At 69.4% G+C, this 26,604-nt stretch carries 13 protein-coding genes; 9 read left to right on the forward strand and 4 right to left on the reverse strand.

Going from position 1 to position 26,604, the window contains the following annotated elements; genetic code table 11:
* Positions 1–9: 9 nt before the first annotated feature.
* A complete protein-coding gene (locus ACOCEP_RS32010; protein WP_482332888.1) occupies positions 10–885 on the reverse strand; it encodes an NAD(P)-dependent oxidoreductase in 876 nt (291 codons plus the stop codon).
* 95 nt (positions 886–980) lie between these two features.
* On the opposite strand from ACOCEP_RS32010, the gene ACOCEP_RS32015 reads away from it, so the two are divergent.
* From ACOCEP_RS32015 to ACOCEP_RS32030, 4 genes are all read left to right on the forward strand, one after another.
* Positions 981–4,169 (forward strand): AfsR/SARP family transcriptional regulator, encoded by a 3,189-nt coding sequence (locus ACOCEP_RS32015; protein ID WP_482332889.1) that lies wholly within the window; start codon positions 981–983, stop codon positions 4,167–4,169.
* 147 nt (positions 4,170–4,316) lie between these two features.
* Positions 4,317–6,893, forward strand: a complete 2,577-nt coding sequence (locus ACOCEP_RS32020) for an FtsX-like permease family protein (RefSeq protein ID WP_482332891.1) — start codon at positions 4,317–4,319, stop codon at positions 6,891–6,893.
* Complete coding sequence (locus ACOCEP_RS32025; RefSeq protein ID WP_482332892.1) at positions 6,886–7,578, forward strand: ABC transporter ATP-binding protein; 693 nt, start codon at positions 6,886–6,888, stop codon at positions 7,576–7,578. The genes ACOCEP_RS32020 and ACOCEP_RS32025 overlap by 8 nt, the downstream gene beginning before the upstream one ends.
* Complete coding sequence (locus tag ACOCEP_RS32030; protein ID WP_482332894.1) at positions 7,578–8,240, forward strand: ABC transporter ATP-binding protein; 663 nt, start codon at positions 7,578–7,580, stop codon at positions 8,238–8,240. The genes ACOCEP_RS32025 and ACOCEP_RS32030 overlap by 1 nt, the downstream gene beginning before the upstream one ends.
* 268 nt (positions 8,241–8,508) lie before the next feature.
* Here the strand turns inward: ACOCEP_RS32030 and ACOCEP_RS32035 are convergent, their stop codons facing one another.
* Positions 8,509–10,152: a tannase/feruloyl esterase family alpha/beta hydrolase gene (locus ACOCEP_RS32035; RefSeq protein WP_482332896.1), complete on the reverse strand. Its 1,644-nt coding sequence runs from the start codon at positions 10,150–10,152 to the stop codon at positions 8,509–8,511.
* A gap of 226 nt (positions 10,153–10,378) precedes the next feature.
* Here ACOCEP_RS32035 and ACOCEP_RS32040 point away from each other — a divergent pair, with 226 nt between their 5' ends.
* The gene (locus ACOCEP_RS32040) at positions 10,379–14,671 is read left to right on the forward strand and encodes a GH92 family glycosyl hydrolase (protein WP_482332897.1); all 4,293 of its coding nucleotides are present in this window, start codon (positions 10,379–10,381) and stop codon (positions 14,669–14,671) included.
* Between the two features lie 59 nt (positions 14,672–14,730).
* Here ACOCEP_RS32040 and ACOCEP_RS32045 read toward each other — a convergent pair whose 3' ends face one another.
* Positions 14,731–16,122 carry an MFS transporter gene (locus ACOCEP_RS32045; RefSeq protein WP_482332898.1) on the reverse strand — a complete coding sequence of 464 codons (1,392 nt, stop codon included), beginning with the start codon at positions 16,120–16,122 and terminating at the stop codon, positions 14,731–14,733.
* 411 nt (positions 16,123–16,533) lie between these two features.
* A complete protein-coding gene (locus ACOCEP_RS32050; protein WP_482332900.1) occupies positions 16,534–19,317 on the reverse strand; it encodes a M36 family metallopeptidase in 2,784 nt (927 codons plus the stop codon).
* Positions 19,318–19,470: 153 nt separating this feature from the next.
* Between ACOCEP_RS32050 and ACOCEP_RS32055 the strand changes: the two genes are divergently transcribed.
* From ACOCEP_RS32055 to ACOCEP_RS32070, 4 genes are read left to right on the forward strand one after another with little or no spacing between them, the layout of a single operon-like run.
* The gene (locus tag ACOCEP_RS32055; RefSeq protein ID WP_482332902.1) at positions 19,471–20,367 is read left to right on the forward strand and encodes an RNA polymerase sigma-70 factor; all 897 of its coding nucleotides are present in this window, start codon (positions 19,471–19,473) and stop codon (positions 20,365–20,367) included.
* A gap of 31 nt (positions 20,368–20,398) precedes the next feature.
* Positions 20,399–21,157 (forward strand): SDR family oxidoreductase, encoded by a 759-nt coding sequence (locus ACOCEP_RS32060; protein ID WP_482332904.1) that lies wholly within the window; start codon positions 20,399–20,401, stop codon positions 21,155–21,157.
* Between the two features lie 55 nt (positions 21,158–21,212).
* Positions 21,213–24,293 carry a GH92 family glycosyl hydrolase gene (locus ACOCEP_RS32065; RefSeq protein ID WP_482332906.1) on the forward strand — a complete coding sequence of 1,027 codons (3,081 nt, stop codon included), beginning with the start codon at positions 21,213–21,215 and terminating at the stop codon, positions 24,291–24,293.
* Entirely contained in the window at positions 24,290–26,377 is a 2,088-nt protein-coding gene (locus tag ACOCEP_RS32070; RefSeq protein WP_482332908.1) for an FUSC family protein, read from the forward strand. Before ACOCEP_RS32065 ends, ACOCEP_RS32070 begins: the two co-directional genes overlap by 4 nt.
* Positions 26,378–26,604: the final 227 nt, after the last annotated feature.

Raw genomic sequence — 26,604 nt, forward strand, 5'->3', positions numbered from 1 at the left:
TGTTTTCCTTTACTTCTTGAGGAGTTCGATGACGCCGATGAGGTCTTCGGCGCCGTGTCCGTCGGCGACCCGCTTGTCCATCAGCGACTGCAGCGGGGTGAGCAGTTCGGCGCTGATGCCTTGGTCCGCCGCGGCCTTGGCGAGGTTCGGGTAGGCGGCCGCCTGCATCCCGATGTTCGACACCACGTCGGTCACGTAGTCGCCGTCGTCGATCTGTTCGGCCGCGCGCTCCAGGAATCCGCTCATCGCGTCGATCCAGACCCGGAGCAGCGGCGCGAATTCCCGCGCCTTGACCCCGGCGGAGCCGACCAGCGCGTACGCCTGGATGACGCCGATGAAGTGCCCGTACATCCCACTGAGCAGCGCGATGTCGTGCAGGGGCGCCAGTCCGGGGTCCGCGCCGAGGTAGTTGGCGCCGCCGAAGGTGTCGAGCGCGGTGCGCGCCCGGCCGAAGACCGTGCCCGAGCCGCTGTAGAAGATGAACGCGGCCGGGGTGCCGATCATCGGCGGGACGGCCATGATCCCGCCGTCCAGGTACTCCGCGCCCAGTTCCTCGGCCCAGGCGCTCATTTCGCGCGCTTGGCCGGGGGTGCCGTTGGTCAGGTTGATCAGCTGCCGCCCCTCGAGGTCGGCCGCCACCGGGTCGAGGACCTCGTGCACCGAGTCGTAGTCGAGCAGGCAGGCGATCACGATCTGGTTCGCCGCGAGAGCCTCCGAGAGGGTCGAAGCGACCGAAGCTCCCTTCGCCGCCACCGCCTCGGCGCGGCTCGCGGTCCGGTTCCAGGCGGTGACCGGATGGCCCGCGGCCAGTAGTGCCTCTGTGAGCGCGGTTCCCATCGCGCCCAGCCCCAGTACCGTCACCGGGGTCTTGCCGTGTTCGCTCATGGGACCACCGTGACGGGGGCCGCGCACGGATCGCTGCGGGTCCGCGCACGGCATCGCGCACGATCTTGTCGGTGGTCCGCGCTAACGTCGGTTTCGTGCGATTCGGAGTGCTGGGACCACTCGCCGTGTGGACGACCGCGGGCGAGCCCGTCGTCGTGCCCGAGGCGAAGGTCCGCCTCCTGCTCGCCGGGCTGCTGAGCCGCGATGGCAGGGCGGCGTCGGTGTCGTCGTTGACCGACGATCTGTGGGGCGAGCATCCGCCGGGCAATCCGGGCAACACCCTGCAGACGAAGGTCTCCCAGTTGCGCCGCGCGCTGGATCGCGCCGAGCCCGGCGCGCGGGAGCTCGTGGCGCACCAACCCGCCGGGTACGTCCTCGCCGTCGAGCCGGGCGACCTGGACGTCCATCGGTTCCGCGCGCTCACCGCACGGGCCCGCGACGCCGTCGACCCGCGCGCCCGTGCCGCTCTGCTGGCGGACGCGCTGGCGTTGTGGCGAGGGCCCGCGTACGCCGGATTCGAGGACGAGCCGTTCGCCGTCGCCGCTGCTCAGCGGCTGGAGGAGGAAAGGCTGCTCGCCGAAGAGGAGCGAGCCGAAGCCCGGCTGGCGCTCGGCGAGCACGGCGTCCTCACCGGGGAGCTGGCCGGGCTGGTCTCGCGGTATCCGCTGCGGGAGCGGCTCCGTGGCCTGCTGATGCGCGCGTTGTACGCGGCCGGGCGGCACAGCGAAGCCCTCGAAACCTACGCGGAGCTGCGTGCCCGCCTGCGTGACGAGTCCGGGCTCGAACCGGGTCCGGAGCTCGCGGCATTGCGCCAGGCGGTCCTCACCCGCAGCCCGGATCTCGAGCCGGTTCGCGCCGCCGGGCCGGTGCCCGGGAACCTGCCCGAGGCGGTGACCGAGCTGATCGGCCGCACGAGGGCGGTCAAGGAAGTCGGATCGCTCGTGACCGACGCGCGGCTGGTCACGCTGACCGGGCCGGGCGGTGTGGGCAAGACCAGGCTCGCCATCGAGGCCGCGTCGAAGCTCGAGATGGGAGACGGCACCTGGCTCGTCGAGCTTGCCGGGCTGGACAACGTCGAGTGCTCCACGTGCCCGCCCGAGGATCTCGTCGCCGTCGTCCTGGCGGCCGTGCTGGATCTCCGCGAGGACGCGACGTCGACCGGAACGCTGCCACAGTCGTTGGCCGATGCCCTGCGGGACAAGGAGATCCTGCTCGTCCTGGACAACTGTGAACAGGTCGTCGAGCCGGTCGCCGCGCTGGTGGAGAGGCTGCTCGCGACGGCGCCCCGGCTACGGGTGCTCGCCACCAGCCAGGAGCCGCTCGGGTTGCCAGGGGAGAACGTTTGGGCGGTACCGCCGCTGGAGCTGCCCGAGCTGCCGGATTTCGCCGCCGTGCGAGAGTCGAGCGCCGTCCGGTTGTTCTCCGCCCGCGCCGCGGCGGCGGCGCCGGGGTTCGCGCTCGACGCGGAAAACGCGGCGGTGGTCGCGCGGATCTGCCGCACGCTCGACGGTATCCCGCTGGCGCTCGAACTCGCGGCCACCCGGGTCCGGACACTGGGTGTGCACGAACTCCTCGCCCGCCTCGACGACCGGTTCGCCCTGCTGTCTTCGGGCAGACGAGGCGGGCCGCGCCGCCAGCAGACGCTCCGGGCGATGATCGACTGGAGCTGGAGCCTGCTGAGCGAGCCCGAGCAGATCGTGCTGCGCAGGCTCGCCGTCCACGCCGAGGGCTGCGGGCTCGACGCGGCGGAGTCGGTCTGCGCCGGCGGCGAGATCGCCGCCGGTGACGTGCTGGACCTCGTGTCCCGGCTCGTCGACAGGTCGCTGGTGGTCAGCAGGCCCGGCAGGTCGGGTGAACCGCGGTTCCGGTTGCTGGAGTCCGTGTCCGCGTACGCCTTGGGTCGCGCCGAGCAGGCAGGCGAACTCGACGACCTGTACTTGCGGCACGCTCGTTTCCACGTCGAGCTGGCCGAACGTGGGGACGCCGGTCTGCGTGGCAAGGAGCAGCGGCGCTGGCTAGACAGGCTGGACGCCGAAGGGGCGAACACTCGGCGCGCGCTGGAAACGTTGCTACGGCAGGGAGAACATCACCTCGCGTTGAGGCTGGTGAACGCGACGGCGTGGTTCTGGTTCCTCCGCGGACGGCTCACCGAGGCGCGACGCGCGCTGGACCTCGTGCTCGCCACCGAGCCCGGCGCCGGAGACGAGTACGCGCGGGCACTCGGCTGGCGCACCGGGATCGCCGTGCTCGACGGCACCGGCACGGAGGGCGAGTCGGACGAGAGCGTGTGGGGTATCGCCGACCCGCTCGCCCGGGCGCGGACGTTGTGGTTCCTCGGCTACGCGTGGTCCACGGTCGGAGACCTGTGCCGGGCGGAGAAGCTCACGCTCGGCGCGCTGGAAACCGCCCGCGACATCGGTGACGACTGGAGCGCCGCCGCCGCGCTGAGCGACCGGGCGGCCCACCTGATCGCCGGTGGCGACCTCACCGGAGGCGGCCGGGTCGCCGCGCAGAGCGCCGACGTCTTCGACGGGCTCGGCGAACGCTGGGGCTGGTTGCAGGCCTCGTTCGTCATCGGCATGTTGGCGTCGATCGCCGGAGACTACGACCACGCCGCCCGTGTCCATCGGGAAAGCCTGCGCCGCGCGGAGGAATTGGAGCTCTGGCCGGAGGTTTCCTACAAGCTGTCGTGGCTGGGCCGGACGGCACTGCTCACCGGCGACTTCGAAGGGGCGAAGGAGTTCCACGAGCGAGCGAGGACACTGGCCGTCGAACACAGTTTCAAACCCGGCGAGGTCTACGCCGAGACAGGGCTCGCGCTCGGTGCGCGCCGCCAGGGGAGGTACGACGAGGCCGAGCGGCGGCTGCTGTCCATACTGGACTGGCATCGCCGGGTGGAGTCCGAAGCGGGCAGCACCCTGATCCTCGCCGAGCTCGGGTTCATCGCCGAGGAACGCGGAGACGCCGCGGCGGCGAAACGGCTCCACCAGGACGGTCTCGTGATCGCTCGCCGCAGCGAGGATCCTCGTGCGATCGCCCTCGGTCTCGAAGGCCTGGCCGGCGCCGAGGCGATAGGCGGCTCGTATCGCCTGGCCGCGAGGCTGCTCGGCGCCGCGGCGGCCGCGCGGCGATCGGTGGGGGCTCCCCTGCCGAAAGCCGAACGCGCCGACGTCGACAGGATCACCGGCATGATCGTCGCGGCGCTCGGAGAAACCGCATTCTCGACGGAGTGTGAGGCGGGTGAGACGACACCGCTCGATCACTTGGTGACGGACAGTCAGTGAGCACGCACGCCTGTCACCACAATGGACCACGCCTTACTTCACGTCAGCAACAAACAGTGATTCCTTCCTGTCGTCGAAGCGCCATGACCGGTAGCGTGCGTATCCATGCGGGTGAGGTGGGGGGCTCCCGGCGGGCCCAGGGTGACAATGCCGTGGCGAGCGGCTCCGAAAGCGGCGCTGACCAGTCCCCTGACTCTGGTCATCGCCGCGGTGACGGCCTTGCTGGCCTGTTTCCTCGGCACCGCCGCCATCCTGCAGGCCTCGGCCTCGGGTGGCGCGGCGGTCACGTACCAGTCCGGCATCGTGTGCCCGGACTACTACGGGCCGGTCTTCAGCAAGGACAACGTGCCCGCCGCGGTGGTGCCGCAGGTCGTCGACTCGGTCCGCCGGAACGCGCCGGCGCACGGCTTCCCCGCGCCGGTCACCTCCCGCTACACGCCGTACCTCTTCGGCACCGAGTTCAACGGCGACCCCAACTACAAGGTCGTGCTCGCTCATCGTGACCAGGCGGCGCAGGGCCACCTCGACGTGACCAGCGGGTCCGCGGGCGCCGGGTTCCTGCTCGGCACCGTCGTCGCCGGGGCGGAGAACATCAAGGTCGGCGCCACGCCGAGCATCCAGGGCACCCCGATACCGCCGGTGACCGGCCTGTACCGCGACCTTCCCGACCCGGCGCCGCGCTGGTGGTGTTCGCAGCAGCGGAACGCCGTCGTCAGCAGGCTCGCCAACGACCCGCTCGACTCGGTCATGTTCGCCAACGACGGGAAGACCTTCGACGACACGGTCCGGGCGCTGGGCATCCCGATGATCAAGACGTTGCACATGTCGTTCTACGAGGACCCGCCCAAGACCGTCAGCGAGGCCGAGGACCTGGAGGAACGAGGGAAGGCCCTCATCGCCGCGGTCAAGGCGGACCTGGGCTCCCGCGGCCTCGGTGACGCGATCGTCGGGTCGCTGCCGTTCGAGCGCTCGGTACAGATCAGCAATCAGGCGGAATCGAACGTCCTGATCTCGATCCTGCCGCTCGCGGCCATCAGCATTCTCGTCGGCTGCGCGGGAATCGGCACCGTCGCGTTGCAGTGGTACCAGCGTCGGCACGCGCAGCTGAGGTTGCTGTCCGCGCGCGGCAGCGGCCCCGGGGCGCTGGGGTTGCTCGCGGTCGCCGAACTCGGGCTCCCGATCGTCGCCGGTGGCGCGGTGGGCGCGGCGCTCGCCCGGCTGTTGCTCGGGCTTTACGGACCACCGGGTGAGCTGGACGACGGTGCGACGTTCTGGGGATCACTGGTCGCCGCCGCGATCCTGCTCGTCTCGCTCGCGCTGCTCGCCGGGGTGATCTCCGTCCGGACCCATCGGGAGTTCGAACTCGGCCGGGTCCGCTCCGGACGGCGCAAGCAGGTGAAGCTCCTGGCCTACTTCCCCTGGGAACTGCTCACCGCCGGTGTCGCCCTGCTCGGGTGGAACCGGCTCGTCGACTACAGCAAGGGGTCGCGGATCGGCAATCCGCTCCCCCAGGTCGACCCGCTCGCGCTCACGTATCCGGTGTTCGTCGTGCTGACGGTCGGGCTCGTCGCCGCACGACTGGCCTGGCTCGCCCTGCACGCGTCGCATCGCGCCCGGCTGTGGTCCCGGCCGGCCCTGCAGCTGGCGATCCGGCGGCTCGCCAGTGCCCGCGCGCCGGTCACCGGTGTGCTCGTGATCGGCACGCTCGCCATCGGGACCCTGGCCACCGGGATCGGTATCGCGCGCGGTCAGGAAGAGGCCTTGCAGACGAAGTCCGCCATCTTCGTCGGGGCCGAGACCAGGGTCGACACCGAAAGCGTCGTCGGGACCGGCAAGGTCGCGCTGCCCGCTTCACTGGACAGCAGCACCACGATCGTCGGTGAGCTGACCGGCACCGGCAACGTCGTGCTGGTCGTGGATCCGCGCACCTTCCGGCAGGCCGCCACGTTCGGTCCGCTCGACGGCACCGAGGTCGACCGGCTGCTCGGCGGTCTGTCGAGTCAGGGAACCGGTGTCCCGGCGATCCGGATCGGACACGACGCCGCCCAGAAGACCACACTGCCCGCCGGTCTCGCCGAGGCGAAGGCGATCGGCGAGCTGCCGATGTTCCCGATCATCGGCACCAAGGCCGGGTACGTGATCTCGCGGGAGTCGCTCACCGAGGCGCAGTTGCGCGCCGTGCCCAAGTGGAGCGTGCTGTCCAGCTCGTCGATGACGCAGGTGACCGAGGCCTTGGCTTCGGTGGGAGTGATGACCGCGGTCAACCGGGTCACTCGTGAGTCCGCGCTCGACGCGCTCCCGTTCTACGTGGTGTCGTGGACGTTCTCGTTCATGGCACTGCTCGGGGCCGTGCTCGGCGTGGTGGCCGTGCTGTCGCTGCTGGTCGCGGTCGAAGTCCGGCGGCGGCAGAACGCGCTCGCCGGGGCTCTGGTGCTTCGGATGGGGATGCGGCCACGTGCCCTGCTGGCGAGTCATCTGATGGAACTGGGCACCCTCAGCGGGCTCGCCGTGGTCATCGGCGTGGTGTGCGGTGTCTCGGTCGCGGGGCTTTCGGTGCCGCGGTTCGATCCGGCGACGTTCCTTCCGCCGCAGTCGGCACTACCCGACCCGACCCCGCTAGCCCTGACCGTGCTCGCCGTCGGTGTGCTCGTCGTGGCGCTGGCGGGCTGGATCGCGATGCGCTCGGTGCGCACCGCCCGGACCGCGGAGTTGATCCGTGCCTGAGAAACCGATCTTCCGGCTGCGCGGGATCGGCGTCGATTACCCGACGCCTGCCGGCACGGTCACCGGCGTCGAAGATGTCACCTTCGACATCCCCGCGCGGGGGATCACCGTGCTGGCGGGGCCGTCCGGCTCCGGCAAGTCCACCCTGCTGCGGACGCTCGGCCTCTTCGAGCAGCCCGTGCGGGGCACGATCTCCTTCCAAGGCAGCGATACCGGCAAGCTGCGGCATCGTGACCGGCGGGCGCTGCGGCGGAACCACCTCGGTCTGGTGTTCCAGAATCCGACCGACAATCTGCTCGCGTATCTGAGCGTCGCCGACAATCTCCGCGCGGCGGCGGAATCGGCCGGGACCGAATGCCTGCCCGACGACATCCTCGACCAGCTGGGGCTCGGCGGGACCGGCAGCTGGCGGATCTCCGCACTGTCGGGTGGGCAGCAGCAGCGTCTCGCGTTCGGTTGCACCCTGGCCCGCCGCTCGACCGTCGTGCTCGCCGACGAGCCGACGTCCCAATTGGACGAAGGCTCCGCCGACCGGGTGCTCGACACCCTGAAATACCTGGCGGGTCAGGATTTCGCCGTCATCGTCGCGTCGCACGACGACCGGCTCATCGAGCTCGGCAGCCGCGTCGCGCGAATGCACAAGGGCAGACTGGAAGAAGTCGAAGAACGGGAGGTCGTGCCGTGATGGCGGAACCCGCCCTCGAGGCCGTCGGGTTGCGCCGCCGGTTCCCCCATCCCAGCGGGGACGTCGAAGTCCTGCGCGGGCTCGAACTCCGGGTGGCCCCGGGCGAACTGGTCACGGTGTCCGGCCGGTCGGGTTCCGGCAAGAGCGCGCTGCTGGCGCTGCTGTGCGGTTTCGACTCGCCCGATTCCGGCAGTGTCCTACTGGACGGCGTTCCGATAGCGGGCGCGCCGCCGTGGCACACCTGCGCCGTCCTCCCGCAGGCGCTCGGGCTCGCGAACGAGCTGACCATCGCGGAGAACGTGGCGCTGCCGTTACGGCTCCGGTCCGATGTCCCCAAGCCCAGCGCGAAAGACATCCACACGCGCGTTTCGGACCTGCTGGAGGAACTCGGGATCGGCGATCTCGGGGACCGCTATCCGCTGGAGGTCTCGTTCGGGCAGCAGCAACGGGTCGCGCTCGCCAGGGCGGTCAGCGGGCGGCCCCGGGTCCTGCTCACCGACGAGCCGACCGCGCACCTGGACGCCGGGAGCACGCCGCGGGTGCTTCGGCTGTTGCGGCGCTGCGCCGAAGAGGGAGCCGCGGTCATCGTGGCGACGCACGACGACGAGGTGCACCGAATCGCGGACCGGCGGGTACGCCTGCTGGACGGCGTCCTTTCCTGACTCGTGGCGCCGCACTCGCGTGTTTGAAGCCGTAACTCGCGTGTTTGAAGCCGTAACTCGCGTGTTTGAAGCCGTAACTCGCGTGCTTGAAGGCGTAACTCGCGTGATCAGAGGCGTAACTCGCGAGTGTCGCTTCCAGACACGCGAGTTACGCGCCTGATCACGCGAGTTACGCCTTGACGCACGCCGCGCACCCGTGGACCAGTAGGTACTCAAGACACGGCTGGCGCTAGCCGCCCTTACCACTCACGAGACGCGCCACGGCACCTCAGGGAGCGACAGGCCCCGGCTTGCCGTACAGGCCGTTCCCCGCCCAGTTCACAAGATCGTGCGAAGGCCGCGCAGGCGGGACAGGCACGAAGTTCGCCGCGTCGTCGACGCTTCCGCTGCCGTCGTACTTCGCCTGCAGCGGATACGGGAACACCGGTCGTGTGCGGAAGACCTTGCCGTCGGCGTCGCGACCGGTGGCGATCGTCCGGTCCGGCGCCGTGCCGCGCTCGGCCCAGGAAACGAGTTCCTTCAGCGGGTCGTATTCGGTCAGCTTGTCGCCGGTCGCGCAGTGGTACAGCGCGGGAACCATGAACAGCCGGGCCCAGTCCCGCGTCGCGGCGGGGCCGCCGTTGGCGCGGGTGAGCCGCTCGTAGTAGTCGATGCTGCCCGCGGCGGGAATCGCCTGGTCCGCCCAGCCGTGCCAGATCACGAGTTTCCCGCCCGCACGCCGGAATTCGCGCAGATCCGGCGACATCGCGTTGGAGCGGACGCCTTCCGGGGTCAGCCGGTCGAATTCCCGGGCGGTGAAGGCGAACTTCTCGACCGACGAATGCGGCGTCCCGATCGGGTACGCCATGTACTTCAGGTAGTTGTCGGCGAGCGCGTGCGCGAATGGGATCCCGCCGGTTTCCGGGGACGGGATGATCCAGCCGTACCAAGACAGTTCGGAGCCGACGGTCTGGCCGCCCGGGTACAGCTTCCGGCCGCGTTCGTCGGTCGGCGGGGCGTAGAGCTTCTGGGTGGCTTCGACCTGTGCGGCGGTGAGGCAGCCCGCGTTGTCGGTGCCCGGCGGGCAGGCGATCGTGGCCGGGTCGAAACGGCAGGTACGCGGATCGTCGATGGCGCCGTCGCCGAGCCCGTCGGACTTGTCGCAAGACGACAGTGCGGCGGCATGGAGGGCCGGGAGCTTGTCCTCGGTCAGGATCGGTTCGCCGTCGGCGCCGGTGTTCGCCTTGGCGAGCCAGGTCTGGTAGACGCCGAGCAGCGGCCCCCAGTATCCGGCCGGCGCACCCGCGACGATGCCGTCGAAGTCGTGGGGATAGCGCTGCGCGAGCAGAAGCGCCTCGCGGCCACCGTCGGAGCAGCCACTGAAATACGACTTCTTCGGCGGAGCACCGTAGAACTGCGTGATCAGGCGTTTGGACGCCTTCGAGACCACGTGCGGCGCACGGAACGCGAAGTCGTCGCGGGCGGCCTGGTTGTTCTCGGCCCACTTGCCGTCGTCGACGATCGCGGGGGTCTTGCCGACGTGCCCGTCGTCGGTCGCCGCCACGGCGACGTCACCGCCGTGCGGGAGACCGCAGTCGGCGAACGGCGGCGTGGTCACCACCCCGCAGAATCCGCCGCAGCCGAACTGCAGGTACCGCCCCGCGTAGGTCTTCGTCGGCAGCCGCAGCTGGAACCGCACCGCCGGCTCCACGTAGCCGCGGACGTCGCAGTTCTCCGGTTCGGTCGCCGTCGCCGGTACGACGGTCGCGGTCTCGACGTGCGTGACCGCGCCGGGAACGTCGTAGGTCCGCACCAGGTCGGCGCAGGTGCGCACCGGACGGAAGGTGGTTTCGCCGGCGTTGGCCGCCGGCGCCGTGAGTATCGAGCTTGCCGTGATGAGCGCCGCCACGCCGAGCATGGACAACCGCCGCATTTCCCCACCCCAGTTTCCCGGATCGGCTTCAGTCGTGTCTTCACCCTGGCCCTGGCCCCGTCGGTTGTCCACCGGGTTTGCGGGCATCCGGGTTGTCCAGTTCGGGCCAGGTTTGTCCGAGTGTCTTGACATCGATGTCACACGCGAGCTTTTCTCTCTTGGCGCCGCCGGTCCCCCTGCCCGCGCGGCGCCCAGCATGCCCCCGCGAGAAAGCATTGGTGCAACGATGCCCCGAAGCGTCAGACCTTGGGTCTGTGGCCTCCTGAGTGCCACGGTGGTGGCGTCCGGGCTGGTGGCGCTCCCCGCCACCGCCGCGGCCGAAGAGCTCCCACCGGACTTCTACTCCTCCTTCGAGCAAGGCGAACCGCAGCCGACGTGGAGCGACACCGTCGACGTCGACCCGTCCGGCAAGCCGAAGGCCTTCGGTGTCGACGGCGCGAACGCCACCACCATCCCCGGTGACATCCGCGGCAAGGTCACCGAGGTCTCCGCCAACAGCGAGAACACCCCGAACGAGGGCGTGGCGAACCTGGTCGACGGTTCGACCGACACCAAGTGGCTGGCCTGGACGCCGACCGGCTGGGCGCAGGTCACGCTGTCCGAGCCGACGTCGATCACCCGGTACGCGTTGTCCTCGGCGAACGACTTCGACAACCGGAATCCGCAGGACTGGACGCTCCAGGGGTCCGCCGACGGGAAGTCCTGGACCGATCTGGACAGGCAGACCGGGCAGAAGTTCAGCGAGCCGTTCCAGAAGAAGGAGTACCGCCTCGCCGCCGCGAGTGCCGCGTACAAGTTCTTCCGGCTCGAGATCACCAAGAACAACGGCGGCCCGATCCTGCAGCTCTCGGAGCTGCTGCTGGCGAACGAGGACCCGGCCCCGCCTGCGCTGCCGAACATGCGCAGTTTCACCGACAGCGGCCCGGGCAGCGGCTACACCAGCAAGAACCGGGTCGGCTTCACCGGCCTGCGCGCGTTCCGCTACTCGGGCAGCCACAAGGCGCAGGGGCACGGCTGGTCGTACAACAAGATCTTCGACGTCGACATCCCGGTGGCGGCGACCTCGGAGCTGTCGTACAAGGTGCAGCCGGAGTTCATCCGCGGCGATCTGAAGTACCCGAGCACGAACGTCGCGGTGGACCTGGCGTTCACCGACGGCACCTATCTGAGTCAGCTCGGCGCGGTCGACCAGTACGGTTTCGGGCTTTCCCCGCAGGGCCAGGGCGCGAGCAAGGTGCTCTACACCAACCAGTGGAACCTGGTGCGCTCGCAGATCGGCGTGGTCGCGAAGGGCAAGACGGTCGACCGGATCCTGGTCGGCTACGACAACGCCGACGGGCCCGGTTCGCTGCAGGGCTGGCTGGACGACATCAAGGTCTCGGCGACGCCGACGCCGCCGTCGAGCCTTCGTCCGTCCGACAACGTGCTGACCACGCGCGGCTCGCTGTCGAACGGGTCGTTCTCGCGCGGCAACAACATGCCCGCCACTGCGGTCCCGCACGGGTTCAACTTCTGGATCCCGACGACCGACGCGGGCACGTTGAGCTGGATGTACTCGTATCACTCGCGCAACAACGAGCAGAACCTTCCGGCGCTGCAGGCGTTCTCCGCGAGCCACGCGCCGAGCCCGTGGATGGCGGACCGGCAGACCTTCCAGTTCCTGCCCTCGACCGCGTCCGGTGTGCCGAATCCGGACCGTGAGGCGCGGAAGCTGCCGTTCAAGCACTCGAACGAGACGGCGCGGGCGCACTACTACGGCGTCGACTTCGAGAACGGGATCAAGGCCGAGGTCGCGCCGACCGATCACGCGGCGCTGTACCGCTTCAAGTTCCCCGGGGCGGACTCGAACCTGATCTTCGACAACGTCAACAACAACGGCGGGCTCACCCTCGACCCGGCGGGCCGGTCGATCACCGGGTACAGCGACGTGAAGAGCGGGCTGTCGGCCGGTGCGACCCGGATGTTCGTCTACGCCACCTTCGACAAGCCGGTGACGGCGGGTTCGAAGCTCTCGACCGGTTCGGGTGACCAGAAGCGGGACAACGTCCTCGGGTACCTGAAGTTCGACGCGGGCGCCGACAAGACGGTGAACATGCGGATCGCGACCTCGCTGATCAGCGTGGACCAGGCGAAGAAGAACATGGAGCAGGAGCTCGCCCCGAACGCGACTCTCGAATCCGTCTCCGACGCCGCGCAGAACGCTTGGGACGAGAAGCTCAAGGTCATCGAGGTCGAAGGGGCCTCGAAGGACCAGCTGATCACGCTGTACTCCAACCTCTACCGCCTGTTCCTGTACCCGAACTCGGGCTTCGAGAACGTCGGCACCGTAGAGAAGCCGGTGAAGAAGTACGCGAGCCCGGTGTCGCCCAAGGCCGGTCAGGACACGCCGACCCAGACCGGGGCGAAACTCGTCGACGGCGAGTTCTACGTCAACAACGGGTTCTGGGACACCTATCGCACGGTGTGGTCGGCGTATTCGCTGCTCAGCCCGGACACCGCGGGTAGGCTCGTCGACGGTTTCGTGCAGCAGTACCGTGACGGCGGCTGGATCTCGCGCTGGTCCTCCCCCGGCTACGCGGACCTGATGACCGGAACCAGTTCGGACGCCGCGTTCGCGGACGCCTATCTCAAGGGAGTCAAGGGTTTCGACGTCCAGTCGGCCTACGACTCGGCGATCAAGAACGCCACGGTGACCCCGCCGAACGGCGCGGTGGGCCGTAAGGGCATCGACGAGGGCACGTTCCTCGGGTACGCGCCGAACACCGCGGACCACGGGTTCTCCTGGGCGATCGAGGGCTACGTCAACGACAACGCCATCGCGAACATGTCGAAGAAGCTTTACGACGAGGCTCCGGCGAACGATCCGCGCAAGCAGGAGTACCTGGACAACTACGGGTACTTCACCGAGCGGGCCACGCAGTACGTGAACGTGTTCGACCCGAGTGTCGGCTTCTTCCAGGGCCGGGACGCGGCGGGCAAGTTCACCCGGAGCAAGGAGGAGTTCGATCCGGAGGTCTGGGGTATCGACTACACCGAGACCAACGCGTACGGCATGCGGTTCTCGGTTCCCCAGGACGGACAGGGTCTGGCGAACCTCTTCGGCGGCAAGGCGGGGCTGGCGTCCAAATTGGACGAATTCTTCGCCAAACCCGAGCAGGGGCTCAAATTCGGCACCTACCCCGGCGTCATCCACGAGATGACCGAGGCCCGGGACGTGCGGATGGGCATGTACGCGCATTCGAACCAGGCCGCGCACCACACGCTCTACATGTACGACTACGCGGGCCAGCCGTCGAAGACGCAGGCGAAGGTCCGTGAGGCGCTGGCCAGGTTGTACGTCGGCAGCGAGCTCGGCCAGGGCTATGGCGGTGACGAGGACAACGGCGAGCAGTCGGCCTGGTGGCTGTTCGGCATGCTGGGCTTCTACCCGCTGCAGGTCGGCAGCTCGGACTACGCGATCGGCTCGCCGCTGTTCACCAAGGCGACCGTGAACCTGCCCGGCGGCAAGAAGATCGTGGTCAACGCGCCGAAGAACAGCGCGAAGAACGTCTACGTGCAGGGCCTGAAGGTGAACGGCAAGGCGCAGACGTCGACGTCGCTGGCACATGCGGCGATCGCGAACGGTGGGACGCTCGACTTCGACATGGGGCCGAACCCGTCGTCGTGGGGCACCGGCCCGGACGACGCGCCGAAGTCGATCACCAAGGGCGACGCCGCGCCGACCCCGGTGCACGACCTGACCAAGCCGGTCTCCGGCGGGGACGCCGCGTTCTTCGACAACACGTCGCGGACCGAGGCGAAGGTCAAGGCGCCGATCCAGTACCAGGTGCCCTCGACGAACGAGGCGGGTTCGTTCTACACGCTGACTTCGGGCAAGGGTGCGGGTGACGCGAAGAGCTGGGTGCTGAAGGGCTCCTACGACGGGAAGACTTGGGCGGTCGCGGATCAGCGGACCGACCAGACGTTCCAGTGGCGTCAGCAGACCAGGGCGTTCAAGATCGCGAATCCGGCGCACTACGCCTACTACCGGCTGGAGGTCACCGCGACCACGGGCGGCGAGGCGTCGCTGTCGGAGTTCGAGGTGCTGGGCAAGCCCGACGCGGCGTGCGCACAGACGATCACCGGCGAGCGCAAGGGTCCGCTGACCGTGCGGAGCGGGGTGACCTGTGTGGACGGTGCGACGATCTCCGGTCCGGTGTCGGTGTCGGCGGGTGCGAGCCTGATCGTTCGCGGCGGCTCGATCTCCGGGCCGCTGACGGCGACCGGCGCGGCACAGGTCGTGCTGGACCGGACGAAGGTGGGCGGCCCGGTGGCGATCACCGGGACGACCGGGACGGTCTCGATCGAGCTGACCGAGATCGGCGGGCCGGTGGCGTTGACGGGCAACAAGGGGCCGGTGCTGACTGCCAGCACGATCGGCGGCCCCCTGGCGTGCGCGGCCAACTCCCCCGCTCCGGCGGACTACGACCTGCAGAACACCGTCCGCGGCCCGGCCGCCGGACAGTGCGCGAAGCTGTAGTCCTCCCGGTATGCGCGTGAAGGCCCCCTTCCCTCGGCTGAGCCGAGGGAAGGGGGCCTTCACGCGTTTCGGGAACGCAGGATGCCGAACCCGACCAGCGCCGCTGACAGGACGGTGAGGGCGAGGCCCGCGTAGGTGGTCGCTGTCAGGAAGTCGGCCGAGTGCAGGGCCGCGGTCAGCGCGCCGGGGAAGGCCAGCGCGAGGATGGTGCCGCTCAACGCGATGCCGATCCCGGTCGTGACCTCGCTGGCGGTGTCGACGAGCGCGGCTCCGATGGTGGTCCGGTTCGCGGGCAGACCGCGCATGACGTTGGTACCGGCTACGACGCCGACCACACGCATTCCCGCCGCCACGAGGGCGAGCGCGACGGCGATCCAGACGTAGCCGAGCCCGCCGAACACGGTGTAGACCGCGAGCCCGCACACCACCGCGGCGGCGCTGAGCCAGGCGGCCCTGGTGAGGCCGACGCGCCTGATCAGCGGGCCGATGAGAGCTCCGCCGGCAATGAGGACGACGACCTGCGGCAGCATCCCCAGCGCGGCTTGCGCGGGTGTCCAGCCGAGGCCGAACTGGAGGTGCAGCGTCACGAGATAGCTCAGCCCAGCGGTCGCCAATCCGGCCGCGGCCTTCAGCGCCAGGCCACTGGACACGAGCGGGCGGGCGATGAGTTCCAGGTCGAGCAAGGGGTGCCGGGCGGTCTTCTCGCGGAGGACGAAGCAGATTCCGGCGACCAGGGCGGCCGTGGTGGCGCCCCAGGTCAGAGCCGAATCGGTGCCCTCTTCGACGAAGAGTGTGGGGACGAGCAGCGCGAGGACGATCGTCGCGGTTCCCAGCGCGGCGCCGGCGACGTCGATCGGATCGCGATGCAAGCCGGCGGGATCGTCGGCGGGGATACCGGTCCGGATGCCGAGGAAGGCGAGCGCGGCGACCGGCACGTTCACCAGCAGCAACGCCTGCCACGGCGCGACGGTGAGCGCGAGCCCACCGGCGGTGGGGCCGACGGCGAGACCGATCAGGCCGACCGTCGAGATCAGGGTGGTCGCGCGGACGCGCAGCTCGTCTTCGTCGAACAGCCGGAACGCCAGGCCGAGCGAACCCGGCGTCGTCATCGCGGCCGCGACACCCATGAGCGCCCGGACCGCGATGAGCTGCCACGCGGCGGCGACGAACAGCGTGGCCAGGCTCGCCACACCGAGCAGGACGAGCCCGGTGAGCATGATCTTGCGCCTGCCGACCCGGTCGGCCAGCGCGCCGAACGCGAGCATCAAGCCGCCGAACACGACGGAGTACGCGCCGGTGATCCATTGCAGCGTGGTCGCGGAGGCGGAGAGGTCACGGCCGATGGTCGGCAACGCGACGTTGAGGATCGAGTTGTCGAGCATCTCGACCGGGAAGACGGCCGAGAGCCCGGCCAGCGCGGGCCATTTCTCGATGAGAGCGGGGGTACGCAAAGGGTCTACTCCTTCGTGATGAAGGAGTGACGGTTCGTTCGACACCGCGTATGCGCGTGCTCGGCGAGGAGCACGTTTCTACCCCGATGCGTCCAGCTTACTGCGCCCGTGAGTGTTACGGACGGTTAGGGCGGCTGCGCGTGAAGGCCCCCTTCCCTCGGCTGAGCCGAGGAAACTCGCCCTTCGCACCTATCCCCAGTACGTGAAGGACCCCTTCATTGCGCCTGGCGCAATGAAGGGGTCCTTCATGTACTGCCGGGGCAAGCGTGACAGTGGCGTGGTGGGGCGCGGCTCGTGAGTGATGAGGACGGTTAGAGCCAACCGTGTCCTATGGACCTACTGGTCGGAAGTCCGTGAAGGCCTCCTTGAGGGACTCTGGGTCCCTCAAGGAGGCCTTCACAGACAGGCCATTCAGGCGGAAGTGCCTCGCACCGCGAGTTTCTGCACGTCCATGTACAGGCATCCGGCCGTCGTGGGCTGCGGCGAACAGGTCCTGTCCGGGTAGAACGACAGCTGGTTGGACGAAACGGTCAGCCGCACGAACCGCACCCCGGTCGCGCTGCCCGGCGCGAGCTGGAGCGCGGTGAGCTTGTTCAGATCGGCGGGTTTGAAGTCGCCGGTGCCCGCCTTCACCCAGGTCGTGCCGTCGACCGAGGTTTCGACGGTGACGTCCTTGGCCGCGGCGGGCGGGTCGTCGCCGCAGACGTTGGCCGGGTCGATCTCGATGGCGCTGACGTTGACCGGTTTGCCCAGCTTGATCGTGACGAACCGCGTCTCGACCGTGCCGTCGGGGCGGACGACCTTGTCGGTCGACCAGCCGCCCCCGCCGAGCACCGACGACGTCGTGAGATCGCCGGGGCCGCAGCCGTACGGGGTGAAGTCCTCGCCGTTGAACGCGGTGACGCCCGCACCGGCACCGCTGGAGGCCCAGTTGAACCGCAGCGACCAGTCGACCTTGGTGGTCCCCGACCGCACCGAGACCGCGCGGGTCTCGCCGTCCGCGCCACCTCCGTGCGCGTAGACCTTCGGATAGGTGCCGGGCAGCACGCCGGGGATGGTGTAGGCGCCGGCCGCGTCGGTGACCGCGGCCAACGATCCGGCGAACCCGGAGTCGTGCCCGCTGAACCGGACGGCGACACCGGCGATCGGCGTCCCGCCTTCGCTGTCGGTGACCTTGCCGGTCACGGTTCCGGTCGGGGTGCCCGCGGGAGGCGGGGTGGAGAAGTCCTCGGCCGGTGCGGTGTCCGCGCCGGTGACCGATCCGGCGAAGTAGCCCATGCCGCGTGCCGCGAAGGCCTTCCACAGTTTGGCGTGCGCACGGCCGCCGTTGATCACCGTGTCGGCCTGCAGGATCGAGTTCCGCATGTCCAGGAACGACGGCGACGGGGGCGAAAGCTCCATCGCGCGGGTGACCAGCGCCCGCGTCAGCTGCACCCCGAGCGCCGAGCGGATGTCCCACAGCGTGCTCGCCCAGATCTCGCCGTCGGCGTGGACCTCCGGGAAACCGATGATCCGGCCGAGGTCGCCGTAGGTGTAACCACCGGGGCCGGCCCCTGGTGTGCCGGGGCACCGCGGCGCGCCGGCACCGACCGGGCAGTCCAGCGGCTGGGTTCGTGCGAGGGGGACGCCGTTGCTGACGTAGTCGCCGCCGAGGAGTTCACCGGGCGCCGAGGTGTCCTTGATCGCGTTGCGCCCGACGAGGTAGTCGAAGGCGTACCAGTCGCTCCATGCCTCGCCCATGGCGGCGGACTGCAGGGAGTTCAGGGTGGAGTTGCCCTGCGCGTCGACGACGAGCCGGTTGGACAGGCCGTGGGTGTACTCGTGGTGGATGATCGTCGCGTCGTCGGCGGAGTTCGCGGCGAGGAACGGGTCGTCGGGGTTTCTGGGGTCGTGGAACAGGAACATCCCCATCGTCGGCGCCTGGCCGTCCGGCGGGGTGCCCATGAACGCGTTGTCGTAGTAGCCCGGTTCCTGTGCGCCGAGCAGGGTGTGGACCTGGACGGCGTCGCCGTCGACCTTTTCGAAGTTGCCTGCCTGCCGGGTGAAGCCGATCGGGAAGGAGGCGAGGTGGTCGTGGAAGCTCCCGACGTAGGCCAGTGCCTGCACGGCGTTCTGTTCCCGGTTCTTCGCCCACGAACCCGGGGTCTTCGGGTCCCAGGAGCACGGCCTCGCCGCCGAGCACGGCGGGCCGACGACGGCGTTGAAGTCGGTGAACTTGTACCGGAAGGTGCCGTCGGTGTTCCGGCCGATCTCTTCCTGTGGCTGGAACTGCAGGTCGCCGTTGACGTCGGCCGCGACGTGCGCGACGTTGCCGTCCAAGGTCTTGGCGTCGGCGGGCAGCCAGCCCTTCCGGCTGAGGTCGATCTGCTTCTGCGGCCCGGGTTGCGCCTCCCAAGCGAGGCCCTTGGCACCATCGGCGTCGTTGGCGTGGTTGACCAGGTTCTTGCGGTAGAGCAGCTTGCCGGTGCCGGCGTCGGTCACCTCCTGGAACATCTTGTCCACGGCGGGTTTGGTCAGCGTGTACCAGGCGGGACGGATACCGTCGCCGGTCAGGAACGCGACCTGCTTCGAGTCGGGGCCGGGCGCGGCCAGCGTCGCCGCGCCGAGTGAGGCGGGGAGGTCGCGCACGGGCGCGCCGTCCAGCTGGATCAGCCTGCCGTCCTTGGTGACGTGTGCCTTCAGCCCGTTGCCGAACACGGGAACCCCGCCGACGGTCTGGGTGAAGGAGAGGTGGTGCGTGCCTTCGACGTCGACGTAGTCCTTGCGCAGGTTCAGTTTCGCGGTGTCGGCCGCGCTGAGGCCGACGAGCCCTTCCTTCTCCCGCAGGTAGTTCAGCACGATCTCGCGGGGTGACGCGCCGCTCGGCCCGGTGAGGAAGCCGTCGGTGCGGGCCAGGACGCGGGGCGTGCCGGTCAGCTCGTCGAAGTCGAGCAGGGCCTGGTGACCCAGCTCCGCCCGTGCGTTGGTGACGGACGTCGCCCGGGACGCCGTGAGCCGGTCGCGCGCGGCGAGGACGCGCGGGCTGGTTCTCGCCGCGTCGCGGACATCGACATCTTTCCCGGATCTGTCCGGCGTGGTGTGCACGGCGCCCGGCGCCGGTGCCGCGCCGGCTTCGGGCGCTGTGACCAGCGCCAATACTGTGATGGCGGTCGCGGCGCACAGCGAGGCACGCGAACGCGACGAACGTGACGTCACTCCAGACCCCTCTCTCGGTGGTGACGCAGACGTTCCATTCGTACCGATACAGTCACGGTGGCATCAGCGCCGATCAGGTACGGCGATCCCGGTGAGCGGTACCCCTGGCAGGATGGTGTCCACAGTGGATTCGAGAGGGATTCGTAGGGGACGATGGACGGCGCCACGGAATTCGAGCGGCTGAGGCCCGCCATGTTCGGGCTCGCGTATCGCCTGCTCGGTTCGGCCGCGGAGGCGGAAGACGTCGTTCAGGACGCCTACCCGAAATGGGCGGGCGCCGAACGCGAGTCGATCACGTCGCCGAGGGCGTGGCTGGCGAAGGTGGTCACCAATCTCTGCCTGAACCGGCTGACCTCGGCCAGGGCGCAGCGCGAGCGGTACGTCGGGCCGTGGCTGCCCGAGCCGGTGCTGACCTCGACCGATGTGCTCGGTCCGCTCGAGACGGCGGAGCAGCGGGATTCGGTGTCGCTGGCGATGCTGGTGTTGCTGGAGCAGCTCAGCCCGGTCGAGCGGGCGGTGTTCGTGTTGAAGGAGGCCTTCGCCTACAGCCATCGCGAGATAGGCGCGATCCTCGACGTCTCCGAGGTCAATTCGCGCCAGCTGCACAGCCGTGCACGAAAGGCGCTGGACCGCTCGGACGAGCGACGGGTTTCGAACCCGCGACAGCTCGAGAAACTGGTCGAGAGCTTTTTGTCCGCGGCGCGGGACGGCGATTTGCCCGCTTTGGAGAGTCTGCTCACCGCCGATGTGACGGCGTGGTCGGACGGTGGCGGCAAGGTGACGGCGGCCCGGCGCCCGGTGCACGGCGCGGCCAAGGTCGCGCGGCTGTACGCCGGGATGTTCGCCGGTGCAGGCCAGGTGTCGATCGAGATTTTGGAGCTCAACGGCGGCCCGGCGGTGGTCGCGACGGCCGGTGACGTCCTGTTCGGCATCCTCGGATTCGAGGTGGTGGACGGCCGGATCCGCGGGCTGCGCGCCGTCGGGAATCCGGACAAGCTCGCGTTCCTGTCGGGACAGTTGTCACGTTCCGGGTGGCCCCTCGGTTCTTGAGGGTGAAAGCTCTCGTGAACGGAGGACCCAGGTGACGAACCCGATTCTGGTGACCGGCGGTACCGGCGACCTCGGCCGCGAGGTGGTGCGGCGGCTGGTGGCCGAAGATCGGCCGGTCCGGATCATGAGCCGACGGCCGCGCCCCGCCGATGAGCCGAACGAGTGGGCACGATGCGATCTGAAGACCGGTGACGGCCTCGCCGAGGCGGTCGACGGTGTGCCGGCGATCATCCATTGCGCGTCCACGCTGGGCCGCGGGGACGAGCAGGTGACGCGGAACCTGGTCGAGGCGGCGAAGCGGGCGGGCGGTCCGCACGTGGTGTACATCTCGATCGTCGGTATCGACGTGATCCGGTTCTTCTATTACAACGAGAAGCTGGCCTCGGAGAAGGTGATCGAGGAGTCCGGTCTGCCGTGGACGGTGCTGCGCGCGACGCAGTTCCATGAGCTCGTCGCGCGGGCGTCGTCGGCGCAGCGGCGGCTGCCGGTGACGATCATGCCGTCGGGGTTCCGGTTCCAGCCGGTCAGCACCGGCGACGTCGCGGACCGGCTGGTCGCGCTGGCGTCGGGAGCGCCGGCGGGCCGGGTGCCGGATATGGGCGGCCCCGAGGTGCGGAGCGCCCGTGACCTGGCGGAGGCGTATCAGCGGTCGGTCGGGCGCCGGAAGCCGGTCGTGTCGCTGTGGCTGCCGGGCCAGGCGGCCCGGGCGTTCCGGGCGGGCGCGAACCTGACACCGGAGAACGCGACCGGTTCTGGCACCTTCGAGGAGTTCCTCTCCTCACGCGTTTAGTCCTCTGGATGCGGCACACCGAGCCGCGCTCACGCGTCCGAGTTACGGTGACCTGGTGACGATCACCGGGTTCTTCTCCTCCTTCGAAACGGGTGATCCGCAGCCGGTGGATCCGGCGCTGCGCGTCGGCGCCGGCCCGGCGTCGTCGCCGACCGCGAAGACCGGTGTCGGGTTCACCGGCGCGCACGCCCTCCGGTACGAGAACGCACTGCGCGCGACCGTGTTCGAAGTGGACGTCGAGGTCACCGGCCGGACCGAACTGTCCTATGTGGTCTTCCCCGAGTCCGAGTCCGACGTGCCCGGCTATCGCAGCACCTTCGTGGCGCTGGACGTCGAGTTCGCCGACGGGTCGCCGGCCGGGTTCAGCGCCACGGAGCAGGGCCTGGACAAGACGCTGTACGTGGACCAGTGGAATCTCGTGCGCCGCGGGCTGGGTGAGTTCGCCGGGCAGCGGATCACCCGGATCGTCCTGGTCAGCGAACCACCGGGTGGCGAGAGCGCGGGCTGGGTGGACGACGTCCGGATCGCCGAACGCGCGATCGAGATCCGCGAGCCGGTCGACCATGTCCGCACCACCCGCGGCACGCATTCCAGCGACAAGTTCTCGCGCGGCAACAACTTCCCCGCGACCGCGGTGCCGCACGGCTTCAACTTCTGGACCCCGGTCACCGACGCGGGCGCCACGAACTGGATCTACAGCTACCACCGGCACAACGACGCCGCGAACCACCCGGCGTTGCAGGCGTTCGCGCTGTCGCATCAGCCGAGTCCGTGGATGGGCGACCGGCACACCTTCCAGGTGATGCCGGGGGTCGGCCCGGTCGAGGCCGACCGGACCAAGCGCGCGCTCGCGTTCTCCCACGAGGACGAGGTCGACCGGCCGCATCACTACGGTGTCCGGTTCGCCAACGGCATCACCACCGACATCGCCCCGGCGGATCACGCGGCACTGTTCCGCTTCACCTTCCCGGGTGATCGGGGCTGGCTGCTGTTCGACAATGCCCGCAACCGAGGCGGCTTGCGCCTGGACGCCGCGAACGGCGTGGTCACCGGGCACACCTGGGTGCGCAGCCGGTTGTCGGCCGGGGCGCGGCGAATGTTCGTCCACGCCGAATTCGACGTCCCGGCCGAACGCGGTGGGAGGATCCGGCGCCCGGTGTGGCGCACTGTGACCGGTTTCCTGGAGTTCTCCACGGGCGAGGTGACGATGCGGATCGCGACCTCGCTGATCAGCCTCGCGCAGGCGAAGCGGAACCTCGACCAGGAGATCCCGGCCGGCACGACCTTCGAGCAGGTTCGTGACCAGGCCCGCGCGCAGTGGGCCGAGCTGCTGGACCGGGTCGAGATCGAGGGCGCGACCGAGGACCAGCGCACCACGTTCTACTCGAACCTCTACCGGCTGTTCCTGTACCCGAACTCCGCGCACGAAGTCACCCCCAAGGGTGTCCGTCACGCGAGCCCCGTCATCCGTCGCCTGTGGCCCAGCACGCGCACCAGGACCGGCGCGAAGGTCGTCGACGGCGAAATGTACGTCAACAACGGCTTCTGGGACACCTACCGCACGACGTGGCCCGCCTACGCCCTGTTCACGCCCGGCCGGTGCGGGAAGATGATCGACGGGTTCGTCCGGCAATACCGCGAAGGCGGCTGGATCTCGCGCTGGTCCTCCCCCGGCTACGCCAACCTCATGACCGGCACGAGTTCCGACGTGGCGTTCGCCGACGCCTATCTCAAAGGCGTGCGCGGATTCGACGTCGAGGACGCCTACGAAGCGGCGCTGAAGAACGCGACGGTGACGCCGCGCGGGCCGAGCGTCGGCCGCAAGGGCCTGCACGAGTCGATCTTTCTCGGTTTCACGCCGACATCGGTCCACGAAGGGCTGTCGTGGGCGCTCGAGGGCTGCGTCAACGACTTCGGCCTGGCCAATTTCGCCGAAGCGCTCGGACACCACGACGACGCCGCGTACTTCCGGCAGCGTGCACAGCAGTACGCGAACCACTTCGATCCCCTGATCGGGTTCTTTCAGGGCCGCAACCGTGACGGCAGCCGCCATTTCGCCGCCGAGGGCTACGACCCCGAGGCGTGGGGTGGCGACTTCACCGAGACGAACTCCTGGAACACGGCGTTCTCGGTGCCCCACGACGGCGCCGGGCTCGCCGCGCTGCACGGCGGCACCGAAGCGCTGGAGTCCAAACTGGACACTTTCTTCGCGACCCCGGAGACCGGCCGCAAACCCGGCTCCTACGGCGGTCTGATCCACGAGATGACCGAGGCCCGCGACGTCCGGATGGGCCAGTACGGACATTCCAACCAGCCGTCCCACCACATCCCCTGGATCTACCACTACGCGGGAGCGCCCGCGAAGACGCAGCGGATCGTGCGGGAGGTCCTGCGGAGGCTCTACGTCGGAAGCGATCTCGGTCAGGGCTATCCGGGCGATGAGGACAACGGCGAGATGTCCGCTTGGTACGTCTTCGCCGCGCTCGGGTTCTATCCGCTGGCGATGGGCAGCCCCGAGTACGTGATCGGCGCGCCGTTGTTCACGAAGGCGACCGTCCATCTGGAGAACGGCAAGAAGCTGGTCGTCGAAGCACCCGGCAACACCGGCGACACCGTGTACGTCCAAGGGCTGACGATCGACGGACGTCCGCACGACAGTGGCACGCTCGCGCATTCCGTCCTCGCCGAGGGCGGCGTGCTGAAGTTCACGATGGGCGAGCGGCCGTCGGACTGGGGCCGCTCCCCCGTCGAGCCCGCCGCCCCGCGACCGCTCACGGACATCACCGTGCCCGACGGCCCCCTCTTCGACGACACCACCAAGACCGAGGTCACCTTCCCCGGACGCGAACCCGTCATCGAGTTCCCTGTCGAGGACGGGTCTCGGGAGGTCGTGATGTACACGCTGACCTCGGGAAGCCGCGGCGGCGATCCGCGTTCGTGGGTGCTGGAGGGATCCGACGACGGCGAGCGGTGGACGCTGCTGGACCAGCGTGAGGGCGAGAGGTTCCGGTGGCGCCGTCAGACGCGTCCGTTCGCCCTCGCCGAGGCGGCGCGGCACGCCCGATACCGTCTTCGCGTCACCTCGTCCACCGCCCGGCGGGTCACCCTCGCCCAAGGAGAGCTGCTCGCCCGATGATCTCGCGCATCACCCAGGCCACGGCCGACCGTCTGGTCGCCTCCGATCCGGGCCTGGTCCGGCTCCGGCTCGGTTTCTCGGCCGTGCTCAGCATCGTCGTCGCGGTGCTGGCGATCCTGCCGTTCCACCAGCCGCTCACGGTGATCCTGGTCGCCGCGATCGCGGCGATGACGTCCGCCTTCACCGTCAACGACGAGACCCCTGGGCAGCAGGCGGTGACGCTGGTACTGGGGCTGGTACTCGGTGCGGCGTCGCTCACCGCGGCGAGTGTGGGCTCGGCGGTGCCGCCTCTGGACAGCGTCGTGTTCGTCCTGCTGATCTTCGTCGCGGTCTACGCCCAGCGGTTCGGCTCGCGAGGGATCGCGCTGGGCTCGCTGTCGTTCTTCTTGTTCTTCTTCGCGATGTTCCTGCAGACGCATCTCGAGCAGGTGCCGGTGCTGCTGCTGGCGCTGACCATCGGGATCGCGGCCAACGCGGTGGTCCGGTTCGTGCTGCTGCGCCGGCATACCGACGCGGAGTTCCTGCGGATCCGGCGGGCGTTCCGGGCCCGGCTCGCCGCCGTGGTGCGCGCGGCCGAGGACCACCTGGCGGTCGGCGGCAGCGAGCGCACCCGCAAACGGCTCCGTACGACCAACGCCCGCATGCACGAGTCCGTCCTGCTCATCGAGGACACCGCGCCCGAGGTGACTGGCGCGGACTCGGTGAACCGGCTCCGCCGCCGGGCGATCGAGGTCGAGCTGGCGGTGCAGTGGCTGACGATCACGGTGCAGCGCACCTGCGCCGAAGACCTCGACGAGGACGTCCGCGACGATCTGATCGCGCGGATGCGGCGCTTCCGGTCACTGATTGAGCGCGACCCGCGGGAGCTGCCGCTGATCAGCGAAACCGAAGAGTTCAGCAAGATGCTGGTGGAAGGCAGCCGGATCGACGAGCACGCCGCCCCTGGCGACGGCGTCCGCCGCGCGCTCGCCGAACTCGCGCTGGCCGACGTACGCGCGCAGCGGGTCGCCGAGCACGACGTCTCCGACGCCGTCGACGACCCCGATGACCCCGAAGAGGAGAAGTCGTCGGCGTTCGCCTACGACAACCAGACACGCAGCGCCATCCAGGCCGTGGTGGGCGGCGGGCTGGCCGTGCTCGGCGGGGAACTGGTGTCGAGCCAGCGGTGGTACTGGGCGGTGCTGACCGTGTTCGTGGTGTTCATCGGCTCGTCGACCGCCGGGGCGACGTTCGTCAAGGGTGTCCGGCGGCTCGGCGGCACGCTGATCGGCATCGTGGGCGGGCTGGTGCTGACGCTGCTGGTGTCGGGCAGTGTGCCGGCGACGCTGGCGCTGATCCTGGTGTGCGTGTTCGGCATGGTCTACATGGCGCGGGTGTCGCAGGTGATCATGGCGTTCTTCATCACCAGCATGCTCGGGCTGCTGTACAGCCTGCTGGGGACGTTCAGCCTCGAGGTGCTCTGGATCCGGGTCGCGGAGACCGCCGTGGGTGCCGCGGCCGGGGTGCTCGCGGCGGTGGTGATCGTGCCGGTGCGCACGCGGGCGGTGATGCTGGACGACGTCTCGGCACTGCTGGAGGAGCTGGACGAGTTCGTCGAGAAGGCCGCGGGCCTGCTGTCCGGCGCGGAGAACGTGAGTGTCATCGAGAAGTCGCGTGCTCTGGACCGGGCGGTGGGCAAGGTCCGCACGACGATCGAGCCGCTCACCCATCCGGTGAATCTCAGCAGCCGTCGTGACTACGGCTGGCACGTGCTCACCACGGTGGAGACGATCGCCTTCCGCGCCCGCCACGTCGCCGCGCGGTCGCAGGCGGGCCTGCTGCTCAACGAGGCGGACCGGCTGCTGCTGTACACCGGGCGGATCCGGGAGAACACCGCGGTGCTGAGGAAGGCGATCGGGGATCCCGGCGGTTCGGGGCACGGAACGCTGATCCGGGACGACGGCACGCCGGTGGCGGACCGGATCGACGATCCGCGGGCGCGTTCGGTGCTCACCAGCCTCGGGCACCTCGACGAGACGGTGATCGCGCTGGGCCGCGCGTTCGGGGTCGAGGCCACGGATCCGGAACCGTCCGGGAAGCCGTGAGAGCCCCGGGTTCCTTGCCCGCCCAGGTACGTGAAGGACCCCTTCATTGCGCCTGGCGCAATGAAGGGGTCCTTCACGTACCTGGGGGAGGTGCCGCGTGAAGGGGCCTTTCACGCGCAGCCGCTGTGACTGCTCGGGCCGAGGATGGCGATCGCGCCGTGAAGGCCTCCTTCCCTACCTTGAGGGTAGGCAAGGAGGCCTTCATGGAATTGGTACCGGCCCGGCGA

Source organism: Amycolatopsis sp. CA-211722 (genome assembly GCF_056828465.1).

What these genes read in the sequence shown, in the direction of transcription:
- ACOCEP_RS32070 (WP_482332908.1), top strand. Translation starts at nt 24,290, where the DNA reads ATGATCTCGCGCATCACCCAGGCCACGGCCGACCGTCTGGTCGCCTCC.
- ACOCEP_RS32055 (WP_482332902.1), top strand. Translation starts at nt 19,471, where the DNA reads ATGGACGGCGCCACGGAATTCGAGCGGCTGAGGCCCGCCATGTTCGGG.
- ACOCEP_RS32040 (WP_482332897.1), top strand. Translation starts at nt 10,379, where the DNA reads ATGCCCCGAAGCGTCAGACCTTGGGTCTGTGGCCTCCTGAGTGCCACG.
- ACOCEP_RS32020 (WP_482332891.1), top strand. Translation starts at nt 4,317, where the DNA reads ATGCCGTGGCGAGCGGCTCCGAAAGCGGCGCTGACCAGTCCCCTGACT.
- ACOCEP_RS32030 (WP_482332894.1), top strand. Translation starts at nt 7,578, where the DNA reads ATGGCGGAACCCGCCCTCGAGGCCGTCGGGTTGCGCCGCCGGTTCCCC.
- ACOCEP_RS32035 (WP_482332896.1), bottom strand. Translation starts at nt 10,152, where the DNA reads ATGCGGCGGTTGTCCATGCTCGGCGTGGCGGCGCTCATCACGGCAAGC.
- ACOCEP_RS32010 (WP_482332888.1), bottom strand. Translation starts at nt 885, where the DNA reads ATGAGCGAACACGGCAAGACCCCGGTGACGGTACTGGGGCTGGGCGCG.